Origin of the sequence: Rhodococcus sp. MSC1_016 (genome assembly GCF_023667485.2) — a bacterium.
In the GTDB taxonomy this organism is placed as follows: Bacteria; Actinomycetota; Actinomycetes; order Mycobacteriales; family Mycobacteriaceae; genus Rhodococcus_F; species Rhodococcus_F oxybenzonivorans.
This window is the reverse complement of record NZ_JAMOZI020000001.1, coordinates 5,780,626-5,794,007: the sequence shown is the minus strand read 5'-3', so window position 1 is coordinate 5,794,007 and position 13,382 is coordinate 5,780,626. Positions and strand designations below refer to the sequence as shown.

The following is a 13,382-nucleotide window of genomic DNA, read 5'->3' as shown; positions in this document are numbered from 1 at the left end:
AGATTTCACCTTCGTGAATGGAGGAAGGGGGAAGCATGTCCGGCGTGCGGCGTCGGTGCCAGCCGATGGTAACTTCGTTATAGGAGTACTGTAACCTCGTTATTGGCTAGTGGCAACCGTCACTCGGATAGATGGATGCCCCAGCGGAGCGAAGTCAGGTGTAGATATGGGAGAGACGTCGTCGGTGCCGGTTCCCGGGAGTGTTCCGGAACGGTTGGTTCTGGCCACGGTCGGCCTGCTGGCCGAACAGGGCCCGTCCGCGATCAAGGCGCGAACCGTGGCGTCCTCGGCCGGTCTGTCGACCATGGTGGTCTACCACCACTTCGGCGGGATACCCGAGCTCGTCCGCGCGGTCGCAGACCATGGGTTCACCGAACTCGGCACCGCCTTTTCCCGGGTGCCGGAGACTGAGGATCCGGTCGTGGATCTGTTCGCACTGGCATTGACGTGTCGGCGTCTGGCGCGCGCGAACCCCCATCTATACGACCTGATGTTCGGACTGTCCACCCGCTCTACCTACCGGCCGCTGGAGTCGGACGTGCGATTGAGCGGACATTCCCTGGCGTTCCGCGAAGCCTACGCACGCGTTATCCACGCATGTGCACGTCTCGAGAGCTCCGGCAGAATCGAGCCCCACGCCCCGGAGGTGGTCGCTGCACAGCTGTGGAGTTACGTCCACGGTTACATCACCCTGGAGCTGGGCGAGCATTTCGCCGAGTTCGACGACGCGGTGCTGCAGGTTATGTTGCCGATGGGAGTGAACTTTGCCGTCGGCCTCGGTGACACACGCGAACTCGCCCAGGCTTCACACGAGCGGGCGGTGCGCCTGTACGGGTCGGACCAGTCGGCGGGAAGTTCGGCGGGCGAGTCGGCAGTGGCCTCGGGCGCGTAGCGAGCTCGCCGCAGTCAGTGGAAGATCCGGACCGGAGGACCATTGCGCTCGTCACATAACGAAGTTACAGTCGAGCCATGAAACGAGATCTGGTGGGACGGAAAGTGATTGTCACGGGGGCCGCGCGTGGCATCGGCGAGCAGGTGGCGCGCCTGGCCGCGGCCCAGGGGGCCCGTGTCGCTCTGATCGGCCTCGAGCCCGACAGACTGCAAGCCCTTGCCACGGAACTGGGGCCGTCGTCTCATTGGTGCGAGGCCGACGTGCGCGACAGCACGGCGTTGCAGTCCGCGATCGACGAGTGCGCCGGTGCCATGAACGGTGTGGACATGGTCGTCGCCAACGCCGGAGTGGCCGCCTACGGAACTGTGCGGCACGCGGCCGAAGCGTCCTTCGAGCGAGTCGTGGACATCAACCTGAACGGCGTATTCCGCACACTCAAGCATGCGACACCCCATCTGCAACGCAGCGGAGGCCACGTGCTGATCGTGGCATCGGCGCTGTCCTTCACCTCGATAGGCGGCCTTGCCTCCTACGGTGCGAGCAAGGCCGGGGTCGAGGCGCTCGCGCTCGCCTACCGCGGCGAAGTGGCCCATCTCGGGATCACCGTCGGTCTGGTTCATCCGTCGTGGATCGACACCGACCTCGTGCGAGGCGCCGAGGTCGACATTCCCTCCTTCCAACAGATGCGCAACCGCCTGCCGTATCCGGGGAACGTCACGACCAGTGTCGATCGGGCGGCCTCGGCGATTGTGGACGGACTCGCCTACCGGCGCAGTCGCGTCTATGTGCCGCGGGCCGTCGTCGTCGCCAATTGGGCGAAGGCACTGTTGAACTCACCGCTGGTCTGGCCGTGGACGAGGCGGTTCTCTGCCCTGACAATCCCGTCGCTCGAGACCGAAGTTGCCGCCTTGGGCCGCAACGACCAACTCGTTCCCCGCTTCGAGTCGTCCAGCCGGGAACGATCCCCGGTTTCCGCCTGAGCGACGCCCCGACACAAAGAGCAAGGAGAAAAAGACGATGAAGGCATTCGTTCTCGATCGTTACGGAAACAATGACGGCGTGCGGTTCGGCGACACTCCCGACCCGGAAGTGGGCCCCGGTGACGTCCTGGTTCAGATTCACGCCGCGAGTGTGAACCCGCTGGACCTGAAAATCAGAGAGGGAAAACTCAAACCCGTCCTGCCGTATCGCCTACCGATCGTGTTGGGCAATGACCTGGCCGGAGTGGTCGTCGAGGTTGGACGTGATGTACAGAGATTCCGGCCAGGCGACGAGGTGTACGCGCGGCCGGATCAAGGCCGGATCGGCGCCTTCGCGGAACTCATCGCAATGCGGGAGGACGATGTGGCTCTCGCGCCACGAGAGCTCACCATGGAGGAGGCGGCTTCGATACCTCTGGTTGGCCTGACCGCGTGGCAAGCGCTGGTCGAGAGGGCGAATCTGCAGGCCGGACAGAAGGTTCTCATCCATGCCGGCTCTGGTGGGCTGGGTACCTTCGCGATCCAATTGGCCAAGCACCTCGGTGCGACCGTGGCCACAACGACGAGCACCGCGAATATCGACTGGGTGCAGCGCCTAGGTGCCGACATCGTCATCGACTACAAGAAGGAAGACTTCGCGGTGGTCCTGCGCGATTACGATCTCGTCCTCGACACCCTCGGTGGGGACACACTCGCGAACTCGCTGCGCGTTCTCAAACCGGGCGGCAAGGTCATCTCCGTTGCAGGTCCGCCGGATCACACTTTCGCGAAAGAAGCCGGCCTGAACTGGATCGTGCAACAGGTGATGCGCCTTCTGAGCTTTCGAATCCGAAGGAACGCCAAGCGTCACCACGTCACATACTCCTTCCTCTTCATGAAATCGAGTGGAGACCAGTTGCGCCAGCTCACGTCCATCATCGATTCCGGCGCCATACGTCCAGTGGTTGACCGAATCTTTCCGTTCGAACAGACCAAAGAGGCTCTGGCATACGTCGACCAGGGGCGCGCGAAGGGCAAGGTCGTCGTCAAGGTCAGGTGAGATTCTTCGCAGCACCAGGCCGACCCGGCTCATCGAAACCATGAGTTGGCGACGACCAAGACTTGCGGATCTGTAAGCGCAAATTTCACTACCGTTGGACTCCATGGTTAGGTGCTGCAGGCAAGCAGGAACCGGGCGAGATCGTTCGGATACGTCAGCCGGCACAGGTTTCGGCGTGGCGAGTGATGTTCGGTTCGGTCGAGGTTGTTCCGGGTCAGGCGATTCCGGCCGATGCGGCGGACCGTACGGCGTGTCCTCCGAACTGATTACGCAGTGCCGAAACCGCTTTCATGGCGGGGGAGTCGTCCTGGCGGGACGCGAACCGTGCGAACAAGGCTGCGGAGATGACCGGCGCGGGGACCGCGTGGGCGATGGCCTCTTCGACGGTCCAGCGGCCTTCACCGGAATCCTCGGTGTAGCCGGAGATCGCGGCCAATTGGGGATCGTCGGACAGCGCCTGCACGAGGAGGTCGAGCAACCAGGAACGGACCACGGTGCCCTTGGACCACGCGCGCAGGACCGCGGGCACGTCGACGATGGATTCCTCCGCCGCGAGCAAGTCGTACCCCTCGGCGTAGGCCTGCATCAGTCCGTATTCGATACCGTTGTGCACCATCTTCGCGTAGTGGCCGGCGCCGACCGGTCCTGCGTGCACGAATGAATCCTCCCGTTCACCGTCCGGGCGCAGCGCATCGAAGACCGGCATCAATCGGTCGATGTCGGCCGCGTCGCCGCCGGCCATCAGCGCGTACCCGTTCTCGCGTCCCCACACCCCGCCGGAGACGCCGCAGTCGAGGTAGCGTATGCCGTGTTCGGCGAGAATTTCCGCGTTGAGCCTGTCGTCGGTGAACCGTGAGTTGCCGCCGTCGACGACGAGGTCCCCGGGTGCCAGCAGCCGAGAGAGCTGCCCGATGACCTGACGGGTCGGCGCCCCAGCCGGCACCATCACCCATACCGCGCGGGGAGCGGGAAGTGACTCGACCAACGCTTCGAGGCTGTCCGCGTCGCTGTCGGCGGAATTCGGGTCGTAACCGATTGCCTCTAGTCCACGGTCGCGCAGACGCTCCCGCATGTTCAGTCCCATTTTGCCCAGACCGACCAGTCCCAGTTTCATCGTCACCATTCCCGTTTCACATCGGCGATCTTGCCGAGATCTATGTCTACGGGGGAATCGGGACGACCTCACCTGTCCGGACGGGCAGCCGGCACTGGCCGCTCGGCCAAGTGCATTCCGGCTCGCCGCCTTCGACACTGGTACCCGACGCATTGTCTGAATGCGCCTGTAGTGGAGCGAAAAAGACGGAGTGCAGCTGAAGTGACCGTATCTGAAGTGCAGGAGCGGAACCCGCTGGCAGGCGGCTCGGGCGTTGTCGGCGAGGCATTGATCGGCAACACCGGTCAGGTCGCCGAGCCGGCGTCGATGGTGATTTTCGGGGTCACCGGTGATCTCTCGCGCAAGAAGCTGATTCCCGCCATCTACGACCTCGCGCACAGCGGTCAGCTGCCGCCGGACTTCGATCTCGTCGGCTTTGCTCGCGACAGTACAGACTTCGATTCCCGGTTGCGGGATTCTGTGATCGCGCACGCGCGCACACCATTCGATCCTGCGGTGTGGGCGGGGCTCTCCGAGCGCATCCACCTCGTACAGGGCTCGTTCGACGACACCGCGGCGTTCGCCCGGCTCGCCGCCCGGCTGGCCGAGCTCGATGTCCGCCGCGGCAAGCCCGGCAATTACGTCTTCTACCTGTCCATCCCGCCCTCGGCGTTCGAGCCGGTCTGCGACCAACTTGCGATCACCGGACTGAACCGGACTGCGCAGGGCTGGCGCCGGGTGGTGGTGGAGAAACCGTTCGGGCACGACCTGGCCAGCTCGCAGGCCCTCGGTGCTGCACTGGAGAGGGTGTTTCCGCCGTCGTCGATCTACCGCATCGACCACTACCTGGGAAAGGAGACGGTGCAGAACATTCTCGCATTGCGCTTCGCGAACGGGATGTTCGAGCCGTTGTGGAACAATCGGCACATCGACCATGTGCAGATCACCATGGCCGAGAGTGTCGGAGTGACTGGACGTGCCGGGTACTACGACGGTGTCGGTGCCGCCCGCGATGTCATCCAGAATCACCTGCTGCAACTTTTGGCGTTGATCGCGATGGAAGAACCAGTCGCGTTCGACGCCGCCAGCATCGCCGCCGAGAAGATCAAGGTTCTCTCTGCCACAGAACTCCTCGGCCCCCTGTCGGAGACGTCGGTCCGCGGCCAGTATGGTGCGGGTATCGAGAACGGTGTTCCTGTAACAGGGTTGGTTGACGAGGCGGGGTTCCCCGCCGACTCGGCGACCGAAACCTTCGCGGCCCTGACGGTCGGTGTCGCGACCCGCCGATGGGCCGGTGTTCCGTTCTTCATCCGTACCGGAAAACGCCTCGCTCGGCGGACGACTGAGATCGCAGTGACCTTCAGACCGCCCGCTCACGGTTCGCCGGCCGCGCGAGCTGCTGCGGTGTCCAATGTGCTCGTCTTCCGGGTACAACCGGACGACGGCATCGAGCTCCACATCGGCGCCAAGCGCCCCGGCGGTGGCATGCACATTCAGCCGGTCAGCCTCGGGATGGATTTCCGGTCGGTGTTCGACCCGGCCCCGGAGGCTTACGAACGGCTGATCTGTGACGTGCTGCATGGAGACGCCACACTCTTTCCTCGCCGGGAAGAGGTCGAATGGTCTTGGCGGGTCATCGATCCGCTTCTCGACTACTGGGCAGGCGTCGGTCGACCGGACAACTATCCCTCAGGAACATCCGGCCCGGAGTCGGCGGATCGGATGCTCAGCCGGTCCGGCCGTGCGTGGCGGTCACTCTGACCCGATAGGGCAGGGAGGTTCGGCGAGGTGGGACCGATCGAGGGGTTCGGTCCCACCTCGCTCGCGGACAGAAGCTGATCCAGTCTTGGACACAGGCACACTGCAGCCGACACCGCACCGTCGATAGCGACGGGCCCCGAACACGATTCGTGTTCGGGGCCTTCGCGATTCGATGACTACTTGGTGAGGGCGTCCTTGAGTGCCTTCGCGGCCGCGGCCGGGTCCTCGGCGCTGTAGATGGCGCCACCGGCGACGGCGACGTCGGCACCGGCGTCACGGACGGCGGCGATGGTGTCGACCTTCACGCCGCCGGCGACGGAGAACGGGACACCGGCGATCTTGCCGTCGTCGAGGAGCGTCTGGATGGAGTATCCGGGCTGGGCCTGCTCGTCGAGACCGGCGTGGATCTCGACGAACGCGACACCGAGCTTGGCGATCTCACGGGCGCGCTCGACCCGGTTCTCGACGCCGATCAGGTCCGCGACGACCTTCTTGCCGTGCTTCTCACCGGCCTCGACCGCACCCTTGATCGTGGCATCACCGGCGGCACCGAGGACGGTGACCAGGTCGGCGCCGGCGGAGAACGCCAGGTCGGCCTCGAGGAAGCCGGCGTCGGCGGTCTTGAGGTCGGCGAAGACCTCCTTGTCCGGGTGCGCCGCTTTGATCGCGCTGATGGCACTGAGGCCGGCGCTCTTGATCAGCGGGGTGCCGAGTTCGATGATGTCGACGTACGGGGCAACCTTGTGGGTCAGCGCCAGCGCATCAGCAGTGGTGAGCAGATCGACTGCAACCTGCAGCTTCGTCATGTGTTTCTCCTGTTATCTATCTTCGGGGGGTTTGGGGGTTCGGGTCAGCCGATGTTGGCGTGGCGTTCCCACAGCCGCTCGGCGGTCTGGTCTTCGTTGTCCCACAGCGCCTGGAACAGTGCGTCGAACGCGAGGAGCACGGACTGCTCGAACAGGCTGCCGGCGTATTGGCGGGTGATGGTCGCGCTGTGGTCTTGCTTGTCGGCCGCCGGCAAGACCAGCACCTCGTCGGCACGCCGGGCGAGCGGCGAGTCGGATGCGGTGATGACGGCCAGGATCGAGGCCCCGACCTTCTTCGCGGTGTCGGCGGCGCCAACCACCGATGCGGTGGTACCCGATCCGGACACGGCGATCAGTACGTCGCCGGCGCCGATCGCGGGGGCCGTGACCTCACCGGCGACGTGCACGCGCAGGCCGAGGTGCATCAGCCGCATGGCCGCCATCTGAATGGCCAGGCCGCTGCGTCCGTTGCCGATCACGAACACCGCCCGAGCGGAGGTGATCAGCGAGCCGGCGCGGTCCCATTGTTCCGCCGCAACGGAATTGAGCAGCCGCTCGTTCTCGTCGAGCACGATGCGGCGCCCGTCACTGAACCGTGTGCGTGTCTGCTCGACGGTGACGGTCATGATCCTCCTCGGTAATAGCCGATCTGTGGTGAACTCGACACTGCCAACTACCGCCTGCTTCGACACCCGGCCGCTCGGCGGGTTCGGGCTGGCCGATTGGCCAGTGCCCGCCCGTCCCTGCCGGCGATACGGTGAATGCGTGGTAAGTACGGAGGACTCTGTTCGGTTGCAGGTCGACCCCTGGGTGGAGATGCGGAAGGTGATCACGGGACCGCTCCCGGACATCGCGACGCGCTTCTCCCGGTTCCTCGGCCAGTTGTGGCCGCACGAAGCCCTGGTCATCTTCACCCGCGAGTGCACCGGGCGTCCCCGCAAAGTAGCCGGTAAGCGCGAGATCGTCGACCGGGTCACCATCGACGAACTCGACGAGATCAAGCAATCCCTCGAACCCGGTGGCGTTTACGACGGCGTCGCCATGCTGGCCGGCGTCCGCCGCCGAGTGTGGGCCATCCGCGACGTCTGCGACACCCTGCTGGTCCTGGTTCCGCGGCCGTCTCAGACGGGTACACCCGACCCCGATGAGGTCGCCGCCGTGTTCGGGATCGTCGCCACGTCGATCCAGCACCAGGTGGCGCAGGCCAGCCCCGACTATCTCGCCGAGTCACGGGCCGCGTCGAGTGAACGTGCCCGCACCATTGCCGAATTGACCGAGGTTCACGAGGCGACCCTCTCTTCGATCCTCGGAACCCTGCGCTCGAACGATCTCGATGACCGCCGCTCGCGGATCACCGCCAGCGAAACAGCCTCGGCCGCCTTGATTTCGCTACGGTCCGCAAGTGCCGCGGATCGTGTCCTTTCCGAGGAAGCGGTCACCACCGCATTCGCCAGACTGCACGGGGAATTGCGGCCACTGCTCAAGCACCGTGAGGTCGACGTCGAATACATCGAACCGCCGGCCGACGGCCGTCCACTCCCCGGTGAGGTGGCGCACGCGGCGCGGGCGATGGTCCGGGCCATCGTGCTGGCATTCGTCGCCCAACCGGTACTCACCAGAATGCGGATCGCGTGGGACTGCGACGGCGACAACGTCCTGATCGAGGTCCGCGACCAGGGTCCCGGCAACATCGACCGAAACGCCCTGACACGGCAGCTGTCCGGGCGCCTGAACACCTTGCGCGGGCGGATCGACATCGAATCCATCCCCGCGTGGGGGAGCAGGGTGACGCTTACCATTCCGTTGGACCCACCCGCCGCCCGACCCGACGAGCACTTACTCTCCACCCTGAACCCGCGTGAACTCGAAGTCCTCGCCCACCTCGCAATGGGCAAACGCAACCGCACCATCGCCGAAGAACTCGGAATCAGCCAGAGCACCATCAAATTCCACGTCGCCAAAGTGCTCGAGAAACTCGACGTCGCCAACCGTGGAGAGGCCGGGGCCATTGCAGCGCGCGCCGGCATCGTGCCGTAGACCCAGTGTCTGGCCGGCGCAATCGAGGGCCATGGTGTTCCCGCTCGCGGAGCCGGCGGCGGCATCAGGCCACGACGAATGATCGAATGTCATTTCTCGAACGGCTCGGCCGCGCTGAGTGCGAGGAGTTGGTCCCAGCTTTTGTTGCTGCAAGAACTTCCGCAGTGCTGCACTGCTGCGGCCGGTTCGTCCCAGAACAGCATATGGGCGGCGCCGGGCACCTCGATCGGTTGTGTGGCCGGATTGGCTAGTGCCGCTTCCTTCGCGTCAGCCGGTGTGACCACCGGGCTGATGCCGCCGTAGATCAGAGTGGTCGGTGCGGGAGCGCTGCGCCTGGTGTCAAAGAAGTCTTCGGTTACGAATCCGTGGTGCGTGTGATCGACAGAGTTGTTGTCGCAGCTGGATAACCAGCGCACTCGGGTTCCTGTTGATGTCGCGGCCAACGTGGCCAAAATTAAGCCACGTCATCGGCGTACCGCTTCTGGCACGGTGGGAGGTGCTCGCGTGATTGGCATGCTGCCTGACATCGCTTCGGGTTCTTGGATGACACGTGGGCTGACCTATGGCAATCAGCACCTGTGACCGCGATGCGCTACGTACACGCCGCGCATCCACACCGCTCTCAGCCACCCACTGAACTTCGGAACCGATTCCGGCTGCGCCATCTCATGACATCCGGGCACAAGAGATCGGGTGTGACCGTCCATCCGGCTGCGATCAGCCATCGTTGCACCGGTTTGGAAAGGTCGCAGTTGTTCGCCTTCTCGGCGAGAGTTCCGGCGAGGATGGGTCCGACTGACCCAGTACGGGTTAGTCATGTCTCATGACCGAGAATCCGGGAACCGCGCGGGTTCCTAACCAGGTGATCGGTTGGCATTTGGTGCCAGCGAGACGGCGGAGGTCAGATGGCGCTTGTTCAGGCAAACGTGCGGGTGACCTGGTCGGTAAGATTGTCGCCGAGTGGGTCGGCCCATGTTGTCCAGATGTCGGGGCCGAGTTCGATCTCGGCGGTGGTCAACAGACACGCGTCGAGCTGGTCGCGCAGTGCGTCGGGGTCGATTCCTTGGCCGATGAAAACCAATTCTTGCCGGCAGTCACCAACTGGCTCTTCCCATTTGTCGAGTATTCCCGCGCGGCGATACTCGTCCCCAGGCCAGTAGGACTCGGGTAGGAACTTCCACCAGCGTCCGATGTAGCCGTGCCGGATCAGATGGCCGGCCTGGGAGATACTGCCGATCTCGGTGAATCGGCTCGCGTTCCAGAAGTAGCCTTTGGCTCTCAGGAGACGCCCGTTGGCCCATTCGCCGGTGAGGAACTGGTGCAGCCGCCCGGGGTGGAAGGGGGCGCGTTCACGGTAGATCACGGAACTGATTCCGTATTCCTCCGTCTCGGGGGTGTGTTCTCCCTGGAGTTCTTGGAGCCATCCGGGCGCCTGGGCGGCCTTCTCCAAGGAGAACAGGCCGGTGTCCAATATGGTGTCGAGCGGGATCAGGCCGTGGGACATCGACTGTATGCGGGCAGTGGGATTGAGTGAGCGCAGGACCGCGATCAGTTCGGTCAGGTGCTCTGCTGTGACGAGGTCGGACTTGCTGACCAAAATGACATCGGCGAACTCGATCTGATCGACCAGCAGGTCGGAAATGTCGCGTTCGTCGTTTGGTGCGTCGGCCTCGATGCGGCCACCGGTCTGGTAATCATGGAGGAAGCTGTGGGCGTCGACGACGGTCACCATGGTGTCCAGCCGGGCGACATCTGCCAGCGCGTGTCCGTCGGCGTCGATGAAGGTGAAGGTCTCAGCGACCGGAAGCGGCTCGGAGATGCCGGACGATTCGATCAGGAGGTAGTCGAATCGTCCGTCAGCGGCCAGTGCACTGACCTCCGCGAGAAGGTCCTCGCGCAGGGTGCAGCAGATGCAGCCGTTGGTCATCTCGACGAGCTTCTCTTGTGAGCGGCTCAGTGCGATCTCCCGTTCGACTTCGGCGCTGTCGATGTTGATCTCGCTCATGTCGTTGACGATGACGGCCACCCGCCTGCCTTCACGGTTGCGCAGAATCTGGTTGAGGAGCGTGGTTTTCCCGGCGCCGAGAAATCCTGACAGCACGGTCACGGGAAGTCGCGTGTCGGCCATTGCGTTGAATCCTTCCGAGAGGTCGGGGAGATCCCGGCGGTGGAGGTGGCGGCGGCGGGCACGCGAACCAGGGATGCGTACCCGCCGACGCAGTTGGTGACAGTGTGGGAGCGGGTCAGGCTGCCGGTTCGAGGTAACCCTCGAATAGGTCGACTACGACGCTGCCGGCGTCGGTGTCGTCACCGAAGAGGCCTTCGGCCGCGAATTGAACGTGGTAGGTCGGTTCCGCCCCGGCGTCGTTGCGGCCGTGGCCGATGGCGTCGGGGAAGGGCCACTGGTCGCCGGTGCGGTGGGTGACGGTCCCGACCCGGCCGCGGCAGTAGGCCGGCATGCGGATGTGCCCGGGGACGTACTCGTCGCGGACCCGGACACGTTGCCCGACCTCGAAGGTGATGGTGTCGGTGCGGGCTGGACGGCCCTCCGACTCGGCCGGCCGGGACAGTGGGAACGGGCCCCCGGCGAGCGCTTCGAGTTCTTCGTGGGTGAGGATGCCTTTTTCGACCATGAGGGTGGCAACGCCGATGGCGTACCTCTCGTAATAGGGCGTCATCATGTAATGGCGGGGTTCCATCCGTTCGACGACGTAGCGGACCTCGTCGACACTGAAGGCCCCCAACTCCGCCACTCCGAGGAAGAACAGGCTGTAGGGCAGGTGTTCCCAGTCGGCGTGAAAGGTGGGCCCGATATCAGCGTTGACGGTGTGGGGCACCTTGCCGAATCCTTGAACACCGGCGAGATCGTGTACTCCATCCATGGGTTTATCTCCTTTGGTTCGGTGGTTCAGTTGGCCTGGACCTGCGGGACTGCGACCCCGATCAGGCAATCCTTGGTGACGATCTGCTGCAGTTGCTCCTGGGTCCAGCCGTCGGTGCCGGCGGGCCGTTGGGGGAGCACGATGTAGCGGGTCTCGGCGGTGGTGTCGTACACGCGGATCTCGACATCGTCCGGAATATCGGTGCCCATCTCGGACAGCACTTTCCGAGGTTCACGGACCACGCGGGCACGGTACTCGAAGCTCTTGTACCAGGTCGGCGGCAACCCGAGGATCGGCCAGGCGGTGCACGAGCAGAGGGAGCAGACGATCACGTTCTTGAGGGTGGGGGTGTCTTCGAGCGCCACGATGTATTCGCCCTGAGGCCCCAGATAGCCGTACTGGTCCACGGCCGCGGTGCCGTCGGTGAGAAGCAGGTCGCGGAATTCCGGATCGGTCCAGGCCCGCGCGACGAGTTCGGCGCCGCGTTTCGGGCTGAAGTCCTCCTCGAAGGTCTTCTTCCACCCTTCGGTGTAACCCTCGGGGATCAGGCCCTTTCCGTCGAGGGCACGGAACAGTGCCCACGCGCGATTCGACGCCGGGGCTTGAGCTGGCGCCGCATTGTCTGGTGTGTGTTCGATCGTTGAGGTCATTGTTTCCACTTTCTGTAGGGGCTGGTACGTACGAAGTGGGAATTTGGTGTGTCGGGACGCGCTGTGGGGTAGGTCAGCGGCTAAATGTCCACTGTTTGTGCATCGCGCAGCATGCCGGTCCGGGGATGGCAGTTGATGTACTCGTACAGTTGGTCGCGTGCATCGGCTACCGAAACCTCGTGATACAGACGCAGCTTCGACAGACCGGCCGCGACTCGAAAAAAGGTAGTGAAGATTCGCAGGTGGGTGGGATGGGATTCTGCCCAACGCTCCAGTTGGTCGAGCGAAGCCCACTGCCCGATGTTGTAGCTCGAGTCGAGGAAGTTCCCTTCCAAGTCGATACTGCGCACGAACCTGTTGCTGTAGCAGCCGACCGTCTCACCGTTGTCACGGAGAAAGTCCATGCCCTGCTGCAATGTGGGGAGGATGTCGTCGAGATACAGGGCGCGTTCTTCCGATTCGGCCTCCTTCCAATCCTGACCGGAGCGAATCAATGCGATGTTGTCGTGGCCCTGGATCACTACCCGACCACCCGAGGCAGGATCACCACTGATCACGCGCAATTCGCCCGAAGGCTGCATCCAATCAGTTTGGGACAGCGGGAAACGTTCGCGCATCGAGCCCCAGTACCCGTGCTCGTTGATGTCGCCGCTGATCCCGTCCATCACCGCGCCGATACCAGGAAGGTCTTCCTGGAAGGCGTACAAAGTCTCGAATTGCTCGGCCCGAGGGGCGACTATCTCACGGAAGTAACCTAGCCCCTCGGATAGTCGTTCGTCCGATGCCCACCAGTCGGCAACATTGGAGCTTCTCATCCACCGAGACTGGGCAGCAACGTCTTTCCAGTACCCCGCAATCATCAGGTTCTCGTAACCCTGGTTGTCCTCATGGTGGGTCAGGTCGTGGTGCAGCGGGCCGTCCTCCAGATCGAAGCTGGAGACGATGCCGCGCATTGCCGCAAGCGCGGCCTGGCGGTGTTCGTCGCCGCGGAACTGCACGCCGAGATACGCCATCACCACCTGCTGGAGTGTCTCATCGGCGCGCCCGACCCACATAGGGAAGGGAGGTTGGTAGTTGTCGGGCACACGTCGGTTCAATGTTCGGGGACATACGAGGTGGTCGCTGATTGCAGATTCCATAAGGACTCCTGTTTCATCGAGTTGGGGCTTCGAGAGAATCTCGGGAACTCGTATAGGTCAGAAGCTACCGTCCTCTGACGGTGTGAATTTGACCACGAGCGAC

General features: G+C 63.9%; 13 protein-coding genes. 5 read left to right on the top strand and 8 right to left on the bottom strand.

Annotation, left to right across the window (positions count from 1 at the left end; genetic code table 11):
* The first annotated feature begins 166 nt into the window (after nt 1-166).
* From L1080_RS27070 to L1080_RS27060, 3 genes are all read left to right on the top strand, one after another.
* Nucleotides 167-892, top strand: coding sequence for a TetR/AcrR family transcriptional regulator (locus L1080_RS27070; protein WP_159926573.1), 726 nt, complete (start codon nt 167-169; stop codon nt 890-892).
* A gap of 77 nt (nt 893-969) precedes the next feature.
* On the top strand, nt 970-1,872 hold the full coding sequence (locus L1080_RS27065) for an SDR family oxidoreductase (RefSeq protein ID WP_159926575.1): 903 nt from the start codon (nt 970-972) through the stop codon (nt 1,870-1,872).
* 37 nt (nt 1,873-1,909) lie between these two features.
* Nucleotides 1,910-2,911, top strand: coding sequence for an NADP-dependent oxidoreductase (locus L1080_RS27060; RefSeq protein ID WP_250777086.1), 1,002 nt, complete (start codon nt 1,910-1,912; stop codon nt 2,909-2,911).
* Nucleotides 2,912-3,125: 214 nt separating this feature from the next.
* Here L1080_RS27060 and gnd read toward each other — a convergent pair whose 3' ends face one another.
* Nucleotides 3,126-4,025, bottom strand: a complete 900-nt coding sequence (gnd, locus tag L1080_RS27055) for a phosphogluconate dehydrogenase (NAD(+)-dependent, decarboxylating) (protein WP_250777087.1) — start codon at nt 4,023-4,025, stop codon at nt 3,126-3,128.
* A 306-nt stretch (nt 4,026-4,331) separates the two neighbouring features.
* Here gnd and zwf point away from each other — a divergent pair, with 306 nt between their 5' ends.
* Complete coding sequence (gene zwf / locus L1080_RS27050) at nt 4,332-5,765, top strand: glucose-6-phosphate dehydrogenase (protein WP_250777101.1); 1,434 nt, start codon at nt 4,332-4,334, stop codon at nt 5,763-5,765.
* A 176-nt stretch (nt 5,766-5,941) separates the two neighbouring features.
* On the opposite strand, the gene hxlA is transcribed toward zwf, so the two are convergent.
* Nucleotides 5,942-6,571 (bottom strand): 3-hexulose-6-phosphate synthase, encoded by a 630-nt coding sequence (gene hxlA, locus L1080_RS27045; protein ID WP_159926583.1) that lies wholly within the window; start codon nt 6,569-6,571, stop codon nt 5,942-5,944.
* Nucleotides 6,572-6,615: 44 nt separating this feature from the next.
* Nucleotides 6,616-7,197 carry a 6-phospho-3-hexuloisomerase gene (gene hxlB, locus L1080_RS27040; RefSeq protein ID WP_250777088.1) on the bottom strand — a complete coding sequence of 194 codons (582 nt, stop codon included), beginning with the start codon at nt 7,195-7,197 and terminating at the stop codon, nt 6,616-6,618.
* A 190-nt stretch (nt 7,198-7,387) separates the two neighbouring features.
* On the opposite strand from hxlB, the gene L1080_RS27035 reads away from it, so the two are divergent.
* Nucleotides 7,388-8,608: a helix-turn-helix transcriptional regulator gene (locus tag L1080_RS27035; protein WP_250777102.1), complete on the top strand. Its 1,221-nt coding sequence runs from the start codon at nt 7,388-7,390 to the stop codon at nt 8,606-8,608.
* 89 nt (nt 8,609-8,697) lie between these two features.
* Here the strand turns inward: L1080_RS27035 and L1080_RS27030 are convergent, their stop codons facing one another.
* The 5 genes from L1080_RS27030 to oxdA all read right to left on the bottom strand — a co-directional run bounded on the left by L1080_RS27030 (nt 8,698) and on the right by oxdA (nt 13,279).
* Complete coding sequence (locus tag L1080_RS27030; protein ID WP_250777089.1) at nt 8,698-9,024, bottom strand: alpha/beta fold hydrolase; 327 nt, start codon at nt 9,022-9,024, stop codon at nt 8,698-8,700.
* 500 nt (nt 9,025-9,524) lie between these two features.
* A complete protein-coding gene (locus L1080_RS27025; protein WP_250777090.1) occupies nt 9,525-10,736 on the bottom strand; it encodes a GTP-binding protein in 1,212 nt (403 codons plus the stop codon).
* Nucleotides 10,737-10,851: 115 nt separating this feature from the next.
* The gene (gene nthB / locus L1080_RS27020; RefSeq protein WP_250777091.1) at nt 10,852-11,490 is read right to left on the bottom strand and encodes a nitrile hydratase subunit beta; all 639 of its coding nucleotides are present in this window, start codon (nt 11,488-11,490) and stop codon (nt 10,852-10,854) included.
* 26 nt (nt 11,491-11,516) lie between these two features.
* Nucleotides 11,517-12,140 carry a nitrile hydratase subunit alpha gene (gene nthA, locus L1080_RS27015; protein ID WP_250777092.1) on the bottom strand — a complete coding sequence of 208 codons (624 nt, stop codon included), beginning with the start codon at nt 12,138-12,140 and terminating at the stop codon, nt 11,517-11,519.
* An 80-nt stretch (nt 12,141-12,220) separates the two neighbouring features.
* Complete coding sequence (oxdA, locus tag L1080_RS27010; RefSeq protein WP_159926592.1) at nt 12,221-13,279, bottom strand: aliphatic aldoxime dehydratase; 1,059 nt, start codon at nt 13,277-13,279, stop codon at nt 12,221-12,223.
* Nucleotides 13,280-13,382: the final 103 nt, after the last annotated feature.